Below are 15,418 nucleotides of genomic sequence, written 5' to 3' on the forward strand. Positions count from 1 at the left end.
GTTGGGGCAGGCTGGTAGACGAAAGAAATTCAAAAACAAGGCCTGTATCACCAAGATACGGGCCTTTTTTTTACCTGTTTTGAGTATTTCGGGAGGAAAGGATGCGAGTACTAAAATTTGGAGGCTCATCGTTAGCAGATGCAGACCGTTTCTTAAGAGCGGCGGACATCATCGCTAATAATGCCCAGCAAGAAGATCTAGCTGTGGTGCTATCGGCACCGGGTAAAACCACCAACAAGTTAGTGGCAGTTATTGAAACTGCACTGAAAAACAATGAAGTTGAACTGCAAATCTCTGAGCTAGAAACCTCATTCAATGAGTTGTTCTCGGATATTAAGAAAGTCCTCCCGAATATCGACAGCACGGATTTTGATAACCAAGTCAAAACATCGCTGTTCCAATTACATCAGTTTGTCCATGGTATTCGCCTGTTGGGCACATGCCCAGATCATGTGAACGCTCGCATCATCTCTAAAGGTGAGCGCATCTCAATTCAGCTTATGAAGGCTGTGCTTGTCGCGAAAGGCCAAGCCGCTGATCTTATTGATCCTGTGAAGTACCTATTTGCCAACGGCGATCATCTAGAAGCTATGGTGGATGTTGAGGTCTCGACGCAAAACTTCCAAGCTAACCCGCTTGCTGAAGGTGTTGTACACATCATGCCTGGCTTTACAGCAGGTAATGCGAAAGGGGAGTTGGTGACATTAGGTCGTAATGGTTCAGACTACTCTGCCGCTGTACTTGCTGCGTGCTTGCGAGCAGATTGTTGTGAGATTTGGACTGACGTTGATGGTGTTTATAACTGTGACCCCCGATTGGTTGATGATGCGCGCCTTCTGAAATCGCTAAGCTATCAAGAAGCGATGGAGCTTTCTTACTTTGGTGCTTCGGTTCTTCACCCGAAAACCATTGCACCTATAGCCCAGTTCCATATCCCATGTCTGATTAAGAACTCCTTTAACCCACAGGGTGCCGGTACGCTAATCGGTCAGGACACAGGCGAAGACAATCTGCCAATCAAAGGTATCACTACGCTTTCTAACCTCATCATGGTTAACGTATCAGGTCCGGGTATGAAGGGCATGGTTGGTATGGCAAGCCGCGTATTTGGCGCGATGTCATCGGCAGGTGTCTCTATTGTTCTCATTACTCAATCTTCATCTGAGTACAGCATCAGTTTCTGTATCGAAGAAGAAGACAAGCTAGAGGCTGAACGTGCGCTTAGTGAAGCGTTCGAACTTGAGCTTAAAAATGGTCTGCTAGAGCCTGTAGAGTTCATGGACGACGTTGCTATCGTAACGCTAGTCGGTGATGGTATGCGCACTTCTCGCGGCGTTGCCTCTCAATTCTTCTCATCACTGGCAGAAGTGAATGTGAATATCGTTGCGATTGCACAGGGCTCTTCAGAGCGCGCGATTTCAGCCGTTATCCCAGAAGATAAAATCTCTGAAGCCATCAAAGCCTGTCATGAGAACCTATTTAACTCTAAGCACTTCCTTGATGTGTTTGTGGTTGGTGTTGGCGGCGTCGGTGGTGAGCTGGTGGATCAGATCCAAAGACAGCAAGCGAAACTGGCTGAAAAAGGCATCGTCATCCGCGTATGTGGCCTAGCAAACAGTAAAGGTGTACTGCTTGATGGTAATGGTCTTCCGTTAGAGCAATGGCGTGACCGTATGGGTGATGTGAGTGAGCGATTCACTGTTGCGGGTCTTGCTGCACTGGTACAGCGCAATCACATCATTAACCCAGTGTTGGTTGATTGTACGTCTAGCGAAGACATCGCGAATCAATACGCTGAATTCCTAGCAGCTGGCTTCCACGTAGTGACGCCAAACAAGAAAGCGAATACAGCAAGCATGTCTTACTATCATCAGCTTCGCGACGTGGCTCGCAGCTCACGCCGTAAGCTGATGTATGAAACAACAGTAGGCGCAGGTCTACCGGTTATCGAAAACTTGCAGAACCTGATTGCTGCGGGTGATGAACTTGAGAAGTTCAACGGCATCCTGTCTGGCTCTCTATCATTCATCTTCGGTAAGTTGGATGAAGGACTGACGCTGAGCCAAGCAACCAATGTAGCCAAAGATAAAGGCTTTACTGAGCCGGACCCACGTGACGATCTCTCTGGTATGGATGTCGCGCGTAAGCTACTTATTCTCGCTCGTGAAGCTGGCATGGCGCTGGAGCTTGAAGATGTTGAGGTTGACCAAGCCCTACCACCTGGCTTTGACGATTCTGGTTCTATCGATGAGTTTATGGCTCGTCTGCCAGAAGCAGACGCATACTTTAGCGAGTTGGTAGAAAACGCAGCGAAAGAGGGCAAAGTACTGCGTTATGTCGGTGAAATCGCCGATGGCAAGTGCCGCGTTCGTATTGCAGCTGTCGATGAAAACGACCCGATGTTTAAGATCAAAGACGGCGAGAACGCACTGGCCTTCTACAGCCGTTACTATCAGCCAATCCCACTGGTACTTCGCGGCTACGGCGCAGGTACAGAAGTGACGGCTGCGGGCGTCTTCTCTGACGTGATGCGTACGTTAGGCTGGAAACTAGGAGTATAAGATGAGTGATAGCGTTGTCGTTTATGCGCCTGCCTCGATTGGCAATGTAAGCGTTGGCTTTGATGTGTTGGGCGCAGCGGTATCACCTGTTGATGGTACCCTGCTTGGCGATTGTGTTGAGGTAAGACTGGGCGATAAGCCGTTCGACCTTGCCACCAAAGGCAGCTTTGTTGATAAGCTGCCAAGCGATCCAAAAGAGAACATCGTTTACGATTGCTGGAAGGTTTACGCTCGTGAGCTAGACAAAAAAGGTGTGGCACTCAAGCCAGTCTACATGACGCTTGAGAAGAATATGCCAATTGGTTCTGGACTGGGTTCTAGCGCTTGCTCGATTGTTGCTGCGCTCGATGCTTTGAATCAGTTCCACGGTAATCCACTTAATGAAACTGAGCTTCTTGCGCTAATGGGTGAGATGGAAGGTCAAATTTCTGGTGGCATCCATTATGACAATGTGGCACCTTGCTACCTAGGTGGCGTGCAGTTGATGCTCGAAGAGCTAGGTATCATCAGCCAAGAAGTACCATGTTTCGACGAATGGTACTGGGTTATGGCTTATCCAGGCATCAAGGTGTCGACTGCGGAAGCGCGTGAGATCCTACCATCTCAGTATCGCAGACAAGATATCATTGCTCATGGTCGCCACTTAGCTGGGTTCATCCACGCTTGCCACTCTAATCAACCTGAGTTGGCTGCGAAGATGATCAAAGATGTCATCGCCGAACCTTATCGCGCTAAGCTATTACCAGGGTTTAGCAAAGCTCGTGAATACGCTGCGACAGCGGGTGCACTAGCAACAGGAATTTCAGGCAGCGGCCCGACGCTCTTTAGCATCTGTAAAGATAAAGATGTTGCGGACAGAGTGGCTCGCTGGCTAGAAGAGAATTACGTACAAAATAACGAAGGATTCGTCCATGTTTGTCGTCTGGACAAGCAAGGCTCGAAGGTAACAGGAAGTAAGCTATGAAGCTGTACAACATCAAAGAGAACGACGAGCAAGTCTCGTTTGGCCAAGCCGTTCGCCAAGGCTTAGGTCGCAACCAAGGTCTATTTTTTCCATCTGAGCTGCCAAAGTTCGATGATGTAGATGCACTATTGGCTGAAGACTTTGTCACGCGAAGCGCAAAGATTTTGTCTGCGCTGATCGGTGATGAGCTTCCAGCTGAAAAAGTCAATGAGTTGGTCGACAATGCATTCCAATTCCCAGCGCCTATCAATCAAGTTAAAGATGGCGTGTACGCGCTTGAGCTTTTCCATGGTCCAACGCTGGCGTTTAAAGACTTCGGTGGTCGCTTTATGGCTCAGTCTTTGGCGGCAGTCTCTGATGGTGGCAAGATCACCATCCTTACTGCGACTTCAGGTGATACGGGTGCGGCGGTTGCACATGCGTTTTACGGCATGGAAGACATTAATGTTGTTATCCTTTATCCAAAAGGCAAGATTAGCCCGCTGCAGGAAAAACTATTCTGCACACTAGGCAAGAACATCCATACAGTAGCAATCAATGGCGACTTCGATGCCTGTCAGGCACTGGTTAAGCAAGCCTTTGACGATGCAGCACTGCGTGAAGAGATTGGCCTTAACTCGGCGAACTCAATCAACATCAGCCGTCTGATGGCGCAGATCTGTTACTACTTCGAAGCGGCATCTCAGATGTCTAAACAAGAGCGTGAGAACCTAGTTGTATCGGTTCCAAGTGGTAACTTTGGTAACCTAACGGCAGGTCTATTGGCGAAAGCTCTGGGTCTTCCTATCAAACGCTTCATTGCAGCAACCAATGCTAACGATACGGTGCCTCGCTACCTAGAAACGGGTGAGTGGGATCCTAAACCAACGGTTGCGACAACTTCAAACGCGATGGACGTAAGCCAGCCAAACAACTGGCCACGTATCGAAGAACTATGCCAAATCAAAGGCTGGGGTCTGGATACGCTAGGCAAAGGCATGGTGACGGATGAGCAAAGTGCAGAATCTGTGCGTGATCTAAATGCGCAAGGCTACCTATGTGAGCCACACGGCGCTATCGCGTACCGACTATTGGACGAGCAACTTCAAGAAGGCGAAACGGGTCTATTCTTGTGTACTGCTCACCCGGCGAAGTTTAAAGAGGTCGTGGACGATATTCTTGAGTCAGACATCGAGCTGCCAGGACCACTCGCAAAACACGCTGCAATGGAGCTGTTATCAGAAGACCTTGATAACGACTTCGATGCACTAAAAGCAGTATTGCGCCGAGTTCAGTAACTCGAATAGTGAAAATACCAATGCCCAAGCTAGTAGACAGCTTGGGCATTTTTTTATCTTGACCTCAAGTCAACCTGAGGTATTAAGCTGGCTTACATTTTAAAAAGTTAGGTATCCAATTACAGGAATGAGAATGTCACTACTTCAGTTGAAACAGTACTTAGATAAAATCGGCTTGGCGCTGCCTAGCGTTGATAATGGAAAAGTGACCACCGAGTTTGTGGCAGATTCTGCGTGTCTGGCTTTACTGCAAAAGGCGCAGCATCAAGCTATTCCGTTTGAAAACTTCGATGTGTTTGCTGGCGGTGCCATTAGCCTCAAGCAAGAAGCTCGTTTTGAAAAACTGGTGAGCCATCCACGAGGCGGCTATTGCTTTGAGGTTAATGGGCTGTTTCTCGATATTCTTACTTATCTGGGCTTTCAAGCTGAGCCTAAGCTTGCTCGAGTACACCTTGGCGATACGCCTTCTGGTCGAAGTCATCAAGTGACGTTGGTTACCATAGATGAAGAACGCTGGATAGTGGATGTCGGTTTTGGCTCCCACACCCCCAGAGCGCCAATAAAACTTGTTGTTGATGTAGAGCAGCAAGCAGACTTTCAGCTATTTCGATTCGTAGAAGTTGAAGACTTTGGCTACCTGCTGCAAAGACGTAATGAAGATGGCTGGATGGATCTTTATAGCCTCGATATGGCATTTGCTGGGCAGGGAGATATCGAGTATGCCAACCACTACACATCCACAAGCGCGAATACCGTCTTTACTCAATCTCTCACCGCAGCTCTAGCGACTCAAAAAGGCAGCGTCACTTTGCTCGATCGGGTATTGAGATGCAGAGTTGGTGAAGAGGAGGTGTCGGTTATTGAGCTCGAAGAACATGAATACTTTGCTGTGATAGCGCGAGAACTGGGCATCGAAGTAGGGGCGCCTCAACAGGCTGCGATTCTGAAGCGGCTGTTCAACAAGAGCATTTAAGCTGAGCGCAAACTGGCGCTGATAATAAAAGCCCCTTAACGTGATGTTAAGGGGCTTTTCGTTAGAGCGTTAGCGCAATAGGGATAACTTACGCTGTCTCTGTTTTACCTGTTGGTTTCTCTTCATCGGCTAGGTCAGTCTCACCTTTGCCTTTTGATTTCTTAATTACGTAACCCGCGATAGAAAGTGAAGATACGATACCAAGGATTGTTGATAGCTGCATCGGTAGACCGAAGCCTAGCGTAGCGTTGTTCAGGATGAAGGTAATCACTACCGTTGTCATGAACACTGCAGGTACCGTTGTTACCCAGTGAAGCTTGTTGTGACGTAGTAGGTAAGCCGACGCAGTCCAAAGCATCATTACTGCCGTGGTTTGGTTAGCGAAGCCGAAGTAACGCCAGATAACACCGAAGTCAACCTGAGTCAGGATGCCACCGATAACGAACAGTGGGATAGCCATCATTAGACGGTTGCGCAGTGTCTTCTGCTCCATGTTGAAGTATTCAGCAAGGATAAGACGGCTTGAACGGAACGCTGTGTCACCAGAAGTAATCGGTAGGATAACCACACCTAGGAACGCAAGCACACCACCAAAGACACCCAGTAGACCGAATGAAGCGCTGTAAACTACGTTACCAGGACCGCCGTTCTTCACTGCTTCTGCTAGAGAATCGATAGAGCCGAAGAAAGAGAGCGCTAGTGCACACCAGATAAGTGCGATAACACCTTCACCAATCATCGCACCGTAGAATACGAAGCGACCATTCTTTTCATTTTCCATACAACGAGCCATCAGAGGAGACTGAGTTGCGTGGAAGCCTGAGATAGCGCCACAAGCGATGGTGATGAATAGTGCAGGCCATAGCGGTAGGTCATTTGGGTTCATGTTGGTAAACATGTCGCTGATTTCAAAACCACCCATGATTTGGTGTTCGCTTGACAGTGCAACTGCGGTGATTAGACCAACAGACATAAAGATAAGCAGTGCGCCGAACAGTGGGTAGAAGCGACCAATGATCTTATCAACTGGAACAATCGTTGCGATGATGTAGTAAGCGAAGATGATAACAACCATAGTGGTCATGCTCATTGACATGTCCATTTGGTCGTTAACAAGGTTTGTAATCATGCCAGCTGGTGCTGAAACGAATACCACACCAACCAGTAGCAATAGGACGATGGCAAAAATGTTCATAAAGTGTTTGGCGCCATTGCCTAAGTAACGACCGGTGATCGTTGGTACTGATGCACCACCATTACGCACTGATAACATACCAGAGAAGTAATCGTGAACTGCACCTGCGAAGATACAGCCGATAACAATCCAAAGCATCGCTGCAGGACCGTACAGTGCACCCATAATAGGACCGAAGATTGGACCTACACCTGCGATGTTGAGTAGCTGAACCAAGTAAACTTTCTTGGTCGACATTGGAACGTAGTCAACGCCATCTGCTTTGGTATGAGCAGGTGTTTGACGTTTTTCGTTAATACCAAAGACCTTCTCAATGAAAGCCCCGTAGATAAAGTAGCCGCCGATCAAGGCTGCAACACAAGTTAAAAACCACAACATAACTGTTATCCCTAGTTTGTGATGACATTAATTTCTGGTAACCATTATAAAAATGATGAATTAGCACGACATCGCCTTATTCGGTTAGTGGCGGAATAGATGATTAAGTGGTCAATAGCTAGGTTAAGTGGTTTTGTCGTTGGCTAAGCGGTCGGATTTAGGCGGTGAGTGGCAGAATAAAAGCGTGAAGCGGGTCACTTTCACTGAGCAAGAGTGGTAAAACGGCTTCAGAACTGGCATTGTTGTCGCAAGACATTTTTCGACCATAAAGGGAAATCATGAGAGCGCTAATCATCGTTGCGACCAGCTTACTAGCATTTGGCTGTGCTAAGGGTGTGGACGATCTTGCTAAAGAAGGAAGCTGGGATCAGATCGGTTATCAAGATGGCGTGAGAGGTCAGCTATCGCGAAGCTATTCCGATTTAAATAAGCTTGGTGAAGCGGTACATTCAGAGTATGACGCGGGTTATCAGCGCGGCCTTATTGAGTTCTGCGATGCAGATTTTGCGTATCAGATTGGTTTGTCTGGGCAATATTATACCGGTGCGTGTGAAGGTTTACCGGAAGCTCAACGTTTTCGAATGGAGTGGCAGCGCGGCTGGACTGACTATTCTCAGCAAAGCGGTTTTTAATATCGCAGCTTCATTAGAGCAATGAACAATAAAAGGGTTAGCGACATGCTAACCCTTTTGCGTTTACTAATCGGTCAATCGGACTAAAGCGCGAGTTATTGGCTGCTGTTATCGCCATCCACAGCTCGACGCAGAAAGCCTTCTTGCTGCATAAGCTGCTTTTCGGCAGCCGCTTTATCTAAGCCGGTGAGAATCATCAAAATGGATAACTTCACGTCATAGTTCGTTTCTTTGAGTGCTTTAGAGGCCGCCTCTTTATGGCATTCTGTAGCTTGCATGACGATCCGTGTCGCTCGGGCCACTAACTTTGCGTTGGTGGCTTTTACGTCCACCATTAAATTTTGGTAGCTTTTTCCTAATCGAATCATGCTCGCGGTCGTCAGCATGTTCAGTACCAGTTTTTGTGCTGTCCCTGACTTTAGGCGAGTGGAGCCTGTGAGCGCTTCGGGGCCCACAACTGGGCTAATCGCAATGTTTGCAATGTTGGCTATGTCAGAGGCTGGATTACAAGATAGTGCCACGGACGTCGCGCCCACCTCGTTAGTGTATTCCAAGGCTCCGATAACATAAGGCGTTCGACCACTTGCGGCGATACCTACAACGACATCTTTATCCGAGAGGGCGATATCTTTGAGATCTTGAGCGCCGAGTACAGGATCGTCCTCCGCCCCTTCTTTCGCCTTAAACATCGCATCTTTGCCACCGGCAATAATTCCCACCACCATGTCAGGATCAGTGCCAAAGGTTGGTGGACACTCAGAAGCATCCAGTACGCCAAGTCGACCACTGGTACCAGCTCCAACATAGAGAAGGCGCCCGCCCTGCTTGAAAGCATCAGTAATGGCATCAACCGCCTTGGCAATGTCTGGGATGACCTTTTCAACCGCCAAAGGAACGAGGCTGTCCTGCTGATTCATGCGTACCAATATCTGCTCAGACGATAGCAAATCGATGTCCATGGTTTCTGGGTTGCGTCCTTCAGACACAAGCTGGGAGAGCGCATTAAGTAAAGCGTCGTTTGTCATAATGGGTCCTAGTTAGCGGGGTAGAGCACGCCCAGCGGCACGGCTTTGCTTGCGCCAGTGACCGAAGGCAGGTTGCTTGGAATTTTATTAACGAAACAGTGAGCCAGCCAAGCAAATGCCATTGACTCCATATAGTCACCGCTGATTGCTTCGCTATCGGTAGAGTCAACGTGCCAGTTTGTCAGTAGCTCGCTAAGGCGTCTCATGATAATAGGGTTATTAGCGCCCCCACCACATACCAGTAGTTTGGGACTGACACCAATGCCGTAGGGCTTGATGGCATCCGCGATAGTCATGGCAGTAAATTCAGTTAGGGTGCGCAGTAGGTCATGTTCGCTCATGCCCGTATTGATGGTAGCGCGCTGAGTATCGAGCCATTGCCCATGATAGTACTCGCGCCCAGTGCTCTTGGGTGCGCTTCGCGTTAGGTAAGGGTCCGTAAGCATCTGGGCTAAGAGTTCATGGTGAACTATACCCTGATTGGCGAGTTGAGCATCCTTATCAAAAGCTTGCCCAAAAGCTTGAGTACACCAATGATCCAAAAGCACATTACCGGGACCGGTATCAAACCCGATCACATCGCCATTAGGCTGAAGCACAGACACATTGGCAATGCCGCCGATATTGAGAATAACTTGCGTCGATTCGCTGTCGCCGAATAGGTAACGATGAAATGCAGGTACTAAGGGGGCACCTTGACCGCCTAGAGCCATGTCTTTGCGTCTGAAGTCACCGATGGTATCAATGCCCGTGAGCGCAGCAACAAGGTTATTGTCGCCTAGTTGAGTCGTAAACGGGATGTCGCCGTCAGGCTGATGAAAGACGGTTTGACCATGGTTGCCAATCGCCGTGATGTCAGAAGCGTTATAGCTTGACTTGGCCAGCAAAGACTCAACGGCGTTAGCGTAGAGTTTTCCCAGCTTATGGTCGAGCTCACCTATGGATTTTAGGCTGGTGGCTTGCCCTTGGCATATTGCCAAAACATCACGTTTGAGTGTGTCGGGATAACTCAGAAAATCACTAACTAGCAAGCGAATCTGTTTACCCTTAATGGCAACAATCGCAGTGTCGACACCGTCCAGACTCGTGCCTGACATGATACCAATATACAGCGCTTCCTTTGACATCATAAACTTACTCCGTTTTTACTCAGCTTTATTGTAAATCAAAAACAATAGGAATAACCTCTGGGGATGCCCATTTGATAATAATTTTGCAGAGGAGCAATTATGGGACCGCTATGGATTGATGTGGCAGGCTACGAACTGACTGCTGAAGATCGTGAAATTTTGGAGCACCCAACCGTAGGTGGTTTGATTCTGTTTGCTAGAAACTACCACGACTCCGAGCAACTGATTGAACTAAACAGACAAATCCGTCAAGCGGCAAAGAAACCCATAGTGATTGGTGTTGATCAAGAGGGTGGGCGCGTACAGCGCTTTCGTGATGGTTTTACTTTGCTTCCTCCTGCCGCTCGTTACGCCAAACTTAAAGACGAGGCGCTAGCACATCAAGCTGGTTGGCTAATGGCTGCCGAGCTGATTGCCCATGATATCGATTTGAGCTTCGCGCCGGTACTCGACCAAGGCGAGCAAAGCAAAGCGATAGGTAATCGCGCCTTTGGTGACAACTTCCAGACGATTGTGCAGTACACCACTGCCTTTATGGCGGGCATGAAGTCTGCAGGCATGGCGACAACGGGTAAGCACTTTCCGGGACACGGCGGCGTAACCGCGGACTCGCATCTTGAGACGCCAGTGGACAATCGAGACTCTATTTTTGAAGACGATATGCGCATCTTCCAGGCTCATATCAAAGCTGGAGTACTCGATGCCATGATGCCGGCACACGTGGTTTTCCCTCACTATGATGACAAGCCAGCGAGTGGCTCAAGCTATTGGCTAAAAGACGTGCTGCGCAAACAGCTTGGCTTTAATGGCATTGTGTTCTCTGATGATCTATCAATGGAAGGTGCTGCGATTATGGGCGGCCCAGCAGCTCGTGCCCAACAGGCACTCGATGCGGGCTGCGATACGCTCTTGATGTGTAATAACCGCAACTCGACGATTGAGGTGTTGGATAACCTGCCAATTACCAAAGTGAAGCAGGCGAGCCGCATGCTTAGAAAGAAAAACTTTGACCTAGAAGAGCTTAAGAAAAGTGCTCAGTGGAAAGCGGCGAATAGTAAGGTGTTATCGGCGCTGGAAGGTTAGAGGGCAGTTTCAGGATTAGTATAATTCTCAACGCGCTTCATTCCTGTGCAGGCAGGATTTTTTTGAGGCTTGGTGCGCGCGTTGAGTAGATCTCTGCCTGCGCAGAGATGACGATTATTTTGAGTGTAAAGAACTAACAACTCGCGTCATTCCACTGGCCGTGCGCCTACGCAGGCAGGAAGCTTCTTGAGGCTTGGTGCGTGCGTTGAGTAGATCTCTACCTGCGCAGAGATGACGATTATTTTAAGTTTGAAGAATCAACAACTCGCGTCATTCCACTGGCCGTGCGCCTACGCAGGCAGGAATCTTCTAGAGGCTTGGTATGCGCTTTGAGTAGACCCCTGCCTGCGCAGGGGTGACGATCTCGTGGGTATTACCGGGCTCAAAGGTAACAGTTCTAACCGTGCACATGGGTAACAAATGCTATTGTGTAAGCTAGCTAATAGTATCAGTGAAACCCCAACGTCTCTTTCAACGACTTCAAATACCGGCGACTCACAGGTATTGGATGGTCACTTTGAGTAATGATTTCCGCCAGTCCATTCTCTAGCAGTTTGATCTCTTTAATCGCCTTCACATTCACCAAAAACTGACGATGACAGCGAATGAGTGACGTCTTATCTTCAATCACTTTGAGCGTCAACTGCGATGTCGCTTTCTGAGTCGCGGTTTGTACATGCACACCTGAAAGGTCACTGTAGGCAAACTCCACATCCTTAGTGGCTATGATGACGATGCGGTTGTGACCAACGCAAGGAATTTGGTCTAGCGTGGCTGGTGCTAGAGTATCAAAGTTCTCGGTTTGAGTGGTGTCGCGCTTATTGAGGCGCTTAATGGTTTTTCCTAAGCGGCAAGGGTCAACAGGCTTAAGCAGGTAATCAAACGCGTTGTCTTCAAACGCTTGAATCGCATACTGATCATAGGCGGTCACGAAGACCACATTTGGCATGGTGTCAGGGTCAAGCATGCCCAAAAGCTCAATACCTGTGATTTGTGGCATCTGAATATCGAGAAAAACCACATCGGGTTTGTGCAGATTGATTTTCTTTAAACCTTCAATGGCATTGCTGGCTTGGTCAATAACCTCTATCTGTTCAAACTCAGCCAAAAGCTCAATAAGCTCCTCACGAGCAAACAATTCATCATCAATCACTAATGCGGTTAGTCGTGTCATGAGGCGATAGCCGTCCTTTTATCGTCTGAATTTACGGGCGCTGGAATAATAAAGCTCATTCGTGTGTGACGCTGTGTTTCAACTTCAATTTTTAGCGCTGAGTCACGCCCAAATTGATTGCGAAGGCGTTTATCCACTATCTGCATCCCTAATCCTTGATGACCCGGTTCAGGAGGTAAGTAGGTGCCTGCGTTATCCTCAACCGTGAGTCGATAGCCTTGTTCACAGGGTTCACTAAAGATTCGAATAGTGCCCCCTTCAATAAGATTGGATATGCCATGTTTGATGGCGTTTTCGACCAGAGGTTGCAAGGTAAAGCTCGGTACAGCTTGCTCGAGTAAATCGGGTGAAATATCGATATCTACCTCCAATCGGTCGGTAAATCTCGCTTTCTCTATTGTGAGGTAAGCATTGACGTGAGCCAGCTCTTCTTTAAGCGTCACTGTCTCAATATTCTGCTTGAGGTTACTACGGAAGAACTGCGACAAATGCTGAATCAAACTGCGTGCCTTGTCAGGGTCACGTCTGGTAATCGCGCTAATGGTATTGAGCGCGTTAAACAAAAAGTGCGGATTCACTTGCGCGTGCAGCAGCTTAATCTCAGCTTGGTTTAGCAAGGTCTGCTTATGGATGTAATCGCCATGCAGGATCTGGCTAGAGAGTAGCTGAGCTATGCCTTCTGCCATCGACATGTTGATGGTTGAAAACAGCTTCCGCTTCGGCTCGTACAGCTTAATGGTGCCAATGACCTCATCTCCTGTACGCAGCGGAATGATAAGCGCTGAGCCGAGTTTGCAATCTTCCGAGATAGAGCACTGATACGGGTTTTCTTTGCCATCGAGGTAGATGATGTCGTTATTATTCATCGAGTCTAGCGTGCTTTGTGATGAAATAGGGCGGTTAAGCTTATGATGATCCGCGCCTATACCCACGAAGGCTAAGATTTTCTCGCGGTCAGTGATGGCAACAGCGCCGACATTGGTCTCTTCGTAAATGATACGGGCAATCTTACTCGCATTGTTGGAGTTAAACCCATGAACCAAGATACCCACCGAACGTTCCGCGATGTTTAACGCTCGCCGAGAAAAGGTTGCTGAGTATTCTTCAAAGATGGTTTTGCGGTCTTGAAGTATGCTCATAAACAGCGCTGCACCGACTGAATTAGCTATGATCATTGGTGCTGCGATGTTAGAAACCAGCGTGTAGGCTTGATCAAAAGGTTTGGCGACAATCAAGATGATCAACATCTGGACAACTTCCGCTACAAAGGTCACGTAGAACACTACCATGGGATTAAACAGTTGTTCTTTTCTGCCTTTTTGGAGGAAGTAGAGGTGCATAATACCGCCAATCACCCCTTCTGCTGTGGTGGAGATCGCACAGGCGACATCGGTAAAACCGCCTAACGTATAACGGTGCATGCCACCAGTAAATCCGACTGCAAAGCCGACAACGGGTCCACCAAACAAACCGCCCATCACGGCACCAATCGCACGTGTATTTGCTATCGCATCATCGATCTGAAGACCAAAGTATGTGCCGAGAATGCAGAATGAGGAGAACAGCACATAGATACTGAACTTGTGGCTCAAGCGGTTTGTAACGCTAAACAGCGGGAGGAACAGAGGTGTTTTACTGAGCATATAAGCCAGCATCAGATACACACACATCTGTTGCAGCAAAGAGATAATTAAGTCCATGGGTACCACCTCAACCTTGATGCTTCTATTGTAACTCATGTCGTAACAAAGAGGAGAGGGCGGTGTCGAAGTCTGTTTATTGGGGGGCGATGGTAAGCAAGTAATTTGATGTAAGCTTAAATTTACATTAAGTGTTTTTTAAAGTTTACGCTTGCATGTGTTTTTTATCTATGTATATTACCAGTTAAAGCTTAGCCGGACATGGAATTGATAAAAGTTCGGTGTAAAAATAAATTTACAGGTGATGAGATGAAAAAGAGCGAACTCAGTAATATTAATATCAGTGACGAACAGGTACTGATTACTCCAGAGCAACTAAAACAAAAGCTACCACTGAGCGAAAAAGCGCGTAAGTTTATTCAAGACTCTCGTGAGACCATCGCTAACATCATCCATAAAAAAGACCATCGCCTGTTAGTTGTATGTGGTCCTTGTTCTATCCATGACGTTGATGCAGCAAAGGAATACGCCAAACGCCTTAAAGCACTCTCGGAGCAACTGAGTGATCAGCTATACATTGTTATGCGAGTGTACTTTGAAAAGCCGCGTACCACAGTGGGCTGGAAAGGTCTTATCAACGACCCACAACTCGATGGAACGTTCGACATTGAGCACGGCCTGCACGTAGGTCGTCAACTGCTGGTAGAGCTAGCAGAGATGGAAATCCCACTGGCAACTGAAGCGCTAGACCCAATCAGCCCACAGTACCTTGCGGATACCTTTTCATGGGCAGCAATTGGTGCACGTACCACAGAATCTCAAACTCACCGCGAAATGGCGAGTGGTCTATCGATGCCTATCGGCTTCAAAAACGGCACCGATGGCAGCCTAGCGACAGCAATCAATGCGATGCAAGCGGCGTCTTCAAGCCACCGCTTCATGGGTATTAACCGTGAAGGTCAGGTAGCACTATTGACGACGCAAGGTAACGCTAACGGCCACGTAATTCTTCGTGGCGGCAAACAAACCAACTACGATTCAGTGTCTGTGACTGAGTGTGAGCAAGAGCTTGCCAAATCGAACCTAGATGCATCATTGATGGTCGATTGTAGCCACGCTAACTCTCGTAAAGACTACCGTCGTCAGCCTCTAGTTGCTGAGGATGTGATTCATCAGATCCGCGAAGGCAACAAGTCGATTATCGGCTTGATGATTGAAAGTCACCTTAACGAAGGCAACCAAAGCTCAGATATTCCGCTTAATGAAATGCAATACGGCGTGTCTATCACCGATGCGTGTATCAATTGGGATTCAACTGAGGCACTATTACGTCATGCTCATACTGAGCTCGTCCCATTCTTGGAAAATCGTATTAAGGAATAATGA

General features: G+C 48.0%; 12 protein-coding genes. 7 read left to right on the forward strand and 5 right to left on the reverse strand.

Annotation, left to right across the window (positions count from 1 at the left end; translation table 11 throughout):
• Window positions 1-101 precede the first annotated feature (101 nt).
• The 4 genes from thrA to J4N45_RS02830 all read left to right on the forward strand — a co-directional run bounded on the left by thrA (window position 102) and on the right by J4N45_RS02830 (window position 5,775).
• Window positions 102-2,561 carry a bifunctional aspartate kinase/homoserine dehydrogenase I gene (gene thrA / locus J4N45_RS02815; RefSeq protein WP_234494486.1) on the forward strand — a complete coding sequence of 820 codons (2,460 nt, stop codon included), beginning with the start codon at window positions 102-104 and terminating at the stop codon, window positions 2,559-2,561.
• Between the two features lies 1 nt (window position 2,562).
• Window positions 2,563-3,525: a homoserine kinase gene (thrB, locus tag J4N45_RS02820; RefSeq protein ID WP_112459843.1), complete on the forward strand. Its 963-nt coding sequence runs from the start codon at window positions 2,563-2,565 to the stop codon at window positions 3,523-3,525.
• The gene (gene thrC / locus J4N45_RS02825; protein WP_252013522.1) at window positions 3,522-4,802 is read left to right on the forward strand and encodes a threonine synthase; all 1,281 of its coding nucleotides are present in this window, start codon (window positions 3,522-3,524) and stop codon (window positions 4,800-4,802) included. The genes thrB and thrC overlap by 4 nt, the downstream gene beginning before the upstream one ends.
• Window positions 4,803-4,935: 133 nt before the next feature.
• Window positions 4,936-5,775 (forward strand): arylamine N-acetyltransferase family protein, encoded by an 840-nt coding sequence (locus J4N45_RS02830; protein WP_252013524.1) that lies wholly within the window; start codon window positions 4,936-4,938, stop codon window positions 5,773-5,775.
• A gap of 88 nt (window positions 5,776-5,863) precedes the next feature.
• Here J4N45_RS02830 and J4N45_RS02835 read toward each other — a convergent pair whose 3' ends face one another.
• Entirely contained in the window at window positions 5,864-7,348 is a 1,485-nt protein-coding gene (locus tag J4N45_RS02835) for a carbon starvation CstA family protein (protein WP_252013526.1), read from the reverse strand.
• Window positions 7,349-7,623: 275 nt separating this feature from the next.
• Between J4N45_RS02835 and J4N45_RS02840 the strand changes: the two genes are divergently transcribed.
• Window positions 7,624-7,980, forward strand: a complete 357-nt coding sequence (locus J4N45_RS02840; RefSeq protein WP_234496120.1) for a DUF2799 domain-containing protein — start codon at window positions 7,624-7,626, stop codon at window positions 7,978-7,980.
• Window positions 7,981-8,075: 95 nt separating this feature from the next.
• On the opposite strand, the gene murQ is transcribed toward J4N45_RS02840, so the two are convergent.
• Window positions 8,076-9,005, reverse strand: coding sequence for an N-acetylmuramic acid 6-phosphate etherase (gene murQ / locus J4N45_RS02845; RefSeq protein WP_252013528.1), 930 nt, complete (start codon window positions 9,003-9,005; stop codon window positions 8,076-8,078).
• Window positions 9,006-9,013: 8 nt separating this feature from the next.
• A complete protein-coding gene (locus J4N45_RS02850) occupies window positions 9,014-10,132 on the reverse strand; it encodes an anhydro-N-acetylmuramic acid kinase (protein WP_252014643.1) in 1,119 nt (372 codons plus the stop codon).
• Window positions 10,133-10,234: 102 nt separating this feature from the next.
• Between J4N45_RS02850 and nagZ the strand changes: the two genes are divergently transcribed.
• Complete coding sequence (nagZ, locus tag J4N45_RS02855) at window positions 10,235-11,218, forward strand: beta-N-acetylhexosaminidase (RefSeq protein ID WP_128647991.1); 984 nt, start codon at window positions 10,235-10,237, stop codon at window positions 11,216-11,218.
• Window positions 11,219-11,666: 448 nt separating this feature from the next.
• On the opposite strand, the gene btsR is transcribed toward nagZ, so the two are convergent.
• Both btsR and J4N45_RS02865 read right to left on the reverse strand, forming a co-directional pair.
• Window positions 11,667-12,392, reverse strand: coding sequence for a two-component system response regulator BtsR (btsR, locus tag J4N45_RS02860; protein ID WP_042476068.1), 726 nt, complete (start codon window positions 12,390-12,392; stop codon window positions 11,667-11,669).
• Window positions 12,389-14,092, reverse strand: coding sequence for a sensor histidine kinase (locus J4N45_RS02865; protein WP_252013530.1), 1,704 nt, complete (start codon window positions 14,090-14,092; stop codon window positions 12,389-12,391). Before J4N45_RS02865 ends, btsR begins: the two co-directional genes overlap by 4 nt.
• A gap of 249 nt (window positions 14,093-14,341) precedes the next feature.
• On the opposite strand from J4N45_RS02865, the gene J4N45_RS02870 reads away from it, so the two are divergent.
• On the forward strand, window positions 14,342-15,415 hold the full coding sequence (locus tag J4N45_RS02870; protein WP_042476071.1) for a 3-deoxy-7-phosphoheptulonate synthase: 1,074 nt from the start codon (window positions 14,342-14,344) through the stop codon (window positions 15,413-15,415).
• Window positions 15,416-15,418 lie beyond the last annotated feature (3 nt).

It is taken from the genome of Vibrio sp. SCSIO 43140, from assembly GCF_023716585.1.
Taxonomy (GTDB): Bacteria; Pseudomonadota; Gammaproteobacteria; order Enterobacterales; family Vibrionaceae; genus Vibrio; species Vibrio maritimus_B.